Origin of the sequence: Trinickia sp. (assembly GCF_051953405.1) — a bacterium.
Classification (GTDB): Bacteria; Pseudomonadota; Gammaproteobacteria; order Burkholderiales; family Burkholderiaceae; genus Trinickia.
Window position 1 is genome coordinate 1 of sequence record NZ_JBQCIV010000039.1, and the last position, 4,793, is coordinate 4,793.

General features: G+C 61.9%; 5 protein-coding genes. All 5 read left to right on the forward strand.

Annotation, left to right across the window (positions count from 1 at the left end; genetic code table 11):
- A partial coding sequence (locus ACTHN9_RS06335) for a 50S ribosomal protein L20 (protein WP_440535906.1) occupies positions 1-137 on the forward strand: 137 nt, incomplete at its 5' end.
- 154 nt (positions 138-291) lie between these two features.
- A complete protein-coding gene (gene pheS, locus ACTHN9_RS06340; protein WP_440535907.1) occupies positions 292-1,305 on the forward strand; it encodes a phenylalanine--tRNA ligase subunit alpha in 1,014 nt (337 codons plus the stop codon).
- A 111-nt stretch (positions 1,306-1,416) separates the two neighbouring features.
- Positions 1,417-3,849, forward strand: a complete 2,433-nt coding sequence (gene pheT / locus ACTHN9_RS06345) for a phenylalanine--tRNA ligase subunit beta (protein ID WP_440535903.1) — start codon at positions 1,417-1,419, stop codon at positions 3,847-3,849.
- 64 nt (positions 3,850-3,913) lie between these two features.
- On the forward strand, positions 3,914-4,312 hold the full coding sequence (locus ACTHN9_RS06350; RefSeq protein ID WP_440535904.1) for an integration host factor subunit alpha: 399 nt from the start codon (positions 3,914-3,916) through the stop codon (positions 4,310-4,312).
- Between the two features lie 78 nt (positions 4,313-4,390).
- A partial coding sequence (locus tag ACTHN9_RS06355; protein ID WP_440535905.1) for a MerR family transcriptional regulator occupies positions 4,391-4,793 on the forward strand: 403 nt, incomplete at its 3' end.

Below are 4,793 nucleotides of genomic sequence, written 5' to 3' on the forward strand. Positions count from 1 at the left end.
CGTACAGCGTGTTCATCAACGGCCTGAAGAAGGCGTCGATCGAACTCGACCGCAAGGTGCTGGCCGATATGGCCGTGTTCGACAAGGCCGCTTTTGCCGCGATCGTGAAGCAGGTGAAAGCCGCCGTTGCAGCCTAATTGATTACTCATTGATCGATTAGTCACTGCGTGGTTCGTCGGGCGCGTTGGCTTAGGCCGCCGCTCCCGACAAGAAAACGGGGCTCCTCACCGAGCCCCCTTTTTTTTGCTGGTCGCACTTTCGTAACTCACCGACGTTGAAATGATGGGATCAATGGATCTGGACCGGATTGTCGCCGACGCGCAAGAAGCCTTCTCCCGAGCGCTCGATAGCACGACGCTCGAAAACGAAAAGGCGCGTTTTCTCGGCAAGGCAGGCATGCTGACCGAACTGCTCAAGGGTCTCGGCAAGCTCGATCCCGAGGCGCGCAAGGCTGAGGGCGCACGCATCAACGTCGCGAAGCAGCAAGTGGAAGCGGCGCTGACGGCCCGTCGCGACGCGCTCGCGCAAGCTTTACTCGAGCAGCGGCTGACGGCCGAGGCGATCGACGTGACGTTGCCGGGGCGCGGCGCGGGAGCAGGCAGCTTGCACCCCGTGATGCAGACTTGGGAACGCGTCGAACAAATTTTCGGCTCGATCGGCTTCGACGTGGCGGACGGCCCGGAAATCGAAACCGATTGGTACAACTTCACGGCGCTGAACAGCCCGGAAAACCATCCGGCGCGCTCGATGCAAGACACGTTCTACGTGGACGGCAAGGATGCCGGCGGGCGTCCCCTGCTGCTGCGCACGCATACGAGCCCGATGCAGGTGCGCTACGCGCGCAGCAATCAGCCGCCGATCAAAGTCATCGTGCCCGGGCGCACGTATCGCGTGGATAGCGATGCCACGCATTCGCCGATGTTCAACCAAGTCGAAGGCTTGTGGATCGACGAGAACATCAGCTTCGCCGATTTGAAAGGCGTCTATACCGATTTCCTGAAGAAATTCTTCGAGCGCGACGACATCCTCGTGCGCTTCAGGCCTTCATATTTCCCGTTCACGGAACCGTCGGCCGAGATCGACATGAAGTTCGAAGAAGGCAAGAACGCCGGTAAGTGGCTCGAGATTTCGGGCTCGGGCCAAGTGCACCCGAACGTCATCCGCAACATGGGCCTCGATCCGGAGCGCTATATCGGCTTCGCCTTCGGCAGCGGCCTCGAGCGTCTGACGATGCTGCGCTATGGCGTGCAGGATCTGCGGCTCTTCTTCGAGAACGATCTGCGCTTCTTGCGGCAGTTCGCGTAACGCGCCGAACCAGGACCGAAAGCCGCAAGCGGTGCCTGGGCCCGGCGAGCGCTCGAGATGCGTGCTCGCAAGCGGCCCGGCATGGACCCACTCCTTCGAACGTAGACACACATGCAATTCCCTGAATCCTGGCTCCGAGCGTTTGTCGATCCGCAACTGACGACGGAGGAACTCTCGCATGCGTTGACGATGGCCGGCCTCGAAGTCGAATCGCTGCGCCCCGCTGCGCCGCCCACGTCGAAGATCGTCGTCGGCCGCGTGCTCGAAGTCGTCAAGCATCCCGATGCGGACAAGCTCAATGTCTGTCAGGTCGATGCGGGAACGGGCTCGGTGCTGAACATCGTCTGCGGCGCGCCCAACGTCGCGCCCGGCATCAAGGTGCCCGTGGCACTCGTCGGCGCACAACTGCCGCCGGCGGAAGAGGGCGGCGCGCCGTTCATGATCAAGCTGTCGAAGCTGCGCGGCGTGCAGAGCGAAGGCATGCTGTGCTCGGCACGCGAACTCAAGCTTTCGGAAGATCACAGCGGCCTCATGATCCTGGCCGAGGACACGCCGATTGGGCAGGACATCCGCGAAACGTTGAATCTCGACGATACCGTCTTCGAAATCAAGCTGACGCCGAACAAGGCCGATTGCTTGTCGGTGTTCGGCGTTGCGCGCGAAACGGCCGCCATTACGGGTGCGCCGCTCAAGCCGCTCGCGATCGAACCCGTGGCCGTGAAGCTCAGCGAGCGGTTGCCCGTGAAGGTGGCGGCGCCCGATCTGTGCGGTCGCTTCTCGGGCCGCGTGATTCGCGGCGTGAACGCGCGCGCGAAGACGCCGCAGTGGATGGTCGAGCGCCTGGAAAGGTCAGGACAACGAAGCATTTCGGCGCTCGTCGATATCTCGAACTACGTCATGCTCGAACTCGGGCGCCCGTCGCACGTGTTCGATCTCGACAAAATCCACGGCGGCATCGAAGTGCGCTGGGGCCGCCGCGGCGAGAGCCTGAAGCTCTTGAACGGCAATACGATCGAACTGGATGAAACCGTGGGCGTGATCGCGGACGACCATCAAGTCGAGAGCCTGGCCGGCATCATGGGCGGGGACAGCACGGCCGTGACGCTCGATACGACGAACGTCTATCTGGAAGCGGCGTTCTGGTGGCCGGATAGCATTCGCGGCCGCTCGCGCAAGTACAACTTTTCGACCGATGCGGGCCATCGCTTCGAGCGCGGCGTCGATTATGAAACGACGGTGCTGCACATCGAGCGCATCACGCGCCTCATCCTCGATATTTGCGGGGGCGAGGCCGGTCCGGTCGACGATCACGTCGTCAATCTGCCGCGGCGTGCGCCCGTGACGATGCGTGTGGCACGGGCTCAGCGCGTGATCGGCGTCATGATCGACGCCGACGAAATGGCGCGGATCTTCACGCGTCTTGGGCTCGAATACGAATTCGACGGCGAGATCTTTGCCGTCACGCCGCCGTCGTATCGTTTCGACATCGAGATCGAGGAAGACTTGATCGAGGAAGTCGCGCGCATCTACGGCTTCGAAAAGATTCCGGCACGGCCGCCGGTGGCCGCAAACGCCATGCGGGCGACGAACGAAACGCGCCGTTCGATTCATACGCTGCGCCATGCACTGGCCGCGCGCGACTATGCCGAGACGATCAATTTCAGCTTCGTCGACGAAAGCTGGGAGCGCGATTTCGCGGGCAACGACGCGCCGGTTCGCGTGGTCAATCCGATCGCGAGCCAGTTGTCGGTCATGCGCACGACGTTGTTCGGCAGCCTGATCGACGTCTTGCGTCACAACTTGAATCGCCGCGCGGATCGCGTGCGCGTGTTCGAGGCCGGGCGCGTATTCTTGCGCGATGCTTCGATCGGTGCGAGCGAGATGACGGTGGAAGGCTACGCGCAACCGAAGCGCATCGGCGCGCTCGCGTATGGTCCGGCTGCGGAAGAGCAGTGGGGTTTGCCCACGCGTTTGGTCGATTTCTTCGATGTGAAGGGCGACGTGGAAGCCTTGTTCGCGCCGCGCGTGGCGCGCTTCGTGAAGGCGGAGCATCCGGCGCTTCATCCGGGGCGCAGTGCGCGCATCGAACTCGACGGCCAGGCCGTGGGTTGGATCGGCGAGCTGCATCCGCGCTGGATGCAGCAATACGATTTGCCGCATGCGCCGATGTTGTTCGAAATCGATGCCGATGCATTGATGGGCCGCGCCTTGCCGACGCCGGCGGAAGTGTCGAAATACCCGCCGGTGCGGCGCGATATCGCGGTGGTGGTCGATCAGAGCGTGGACGTTCAGGCGTTGCTCGACGAGATGCAAAAGGCGCTCGGCGAGGAGGCATGCAAGTTCGTTCAAAGGGTTGCGCTATTCGATGAATTTCGTGCAAAATCAAGCACTTCCGGCGGAATGGCGGCGCACGAGAAAAGCCTTGCCTTCCGCGTGACCCTGCAAGATACTGGCGGCACGCTGCAGGACGAGACGGTGGATTTGGCCGTCAAGACCTTGGTGGATCGCTTGGCTCGAGTCTACGGCGCGCGGTTGCGCGGATGAGCGGGGAACGCTCGCAAGAGCGTTCGTACGGTGTGTCGCCATCGGCTGGTCGCCGTTTTTAGACATGAACGAAATGAACTCGAGTGATTTCGAAGCCCTACGTGCGGCGCAGCGTGGCGCCATGATTCGCGAAATACCGACCTCGTCCGTCGGCGTCTCCACTTCCCCGGAAACGCCGACCCTCACCAAAGCCGAATTGGCCGAGTTGCTGTTCGACAATGTGGGATTGAACAAGCGCGAAGCCAAGGATATGGTCGAGGCGTTTTTCGAGGTCATCCGCGATGCGCTCGAAAGTGGAGACAGCGTGAAGCTGTCGGGCTTCGGCAATTTTCAGTTGCGTGACAAGCCTCAGCGTCCGGGGCGCAATCCCAAGACGGGCGAGGCGATTCCGATCGCCGCGCGCCGTGTCGTGACGTTCCATGCGAGTCAAAAGCTGAAGGCGCTGGTCGAAAGCGGCGCTTGAAGCGGCTGCGCCGCTCATGGAGATTGAAGACGTCTCCAATGCATTGCAGCGCGACTTTTACCCGACGGTTAACCGACGATGACTACGACGGCCGAGAAAGTCGTCTTGCCCCCGATCCCTGCGAAGCGCTACTTCACGATCGGTGAAGTGAGCGAGTTGTGCGGCGTCAAGCCGCACGTGCTGCGCTACTGGGAGCAGGAGTTCACGCAGTTGCGTCCGGTGAAGCGCCGCGGCAACCGTCGCTACTATCAGCATCATGAAGTGCTGCTGATACGTCGTATTCGCGAATTGCTCTATGAGCAGGGTTTCACGATCAACGGCGCACGCAACAAGCTCGATGCGCGCGGCGCGGTGATCGAAGACGATGCGGGTGTGAAGCAGGAGCCTGAAGTGCAGCAGGGGGCCGATGTTTCGGCATCGCCTGGTGACATGGGAGCGAAGGCTGACGTCGACGTTGCCGGGCTGCGCAAGGATCTCATCG

What these genes read in the sequence shown, in the direction of transcription:
- pheT (WP_440535903.1), top strand. Translation starts at nt 1,417, where the DNA reads ATGCAATTCCCTGAATCCTGGCTCCGAGCGTTTGTCGATCCGCAACTG.
- pheS (WP_440535907.1), top strand. Translation starts at nt 292, where the DNA reads ATGGATCTGGACCGGATTGTCGCCGACGCGCAAGAAGCCTTCTCCCGA.
- ACTHN9_RS06350 (WP_440535904.1), top strand. Translation starts at nt 3,914, where the DNA reads ATGAACGAAATGAACTCGAGTGATTTCGAAGCCCTACGTGCGGCGCAG.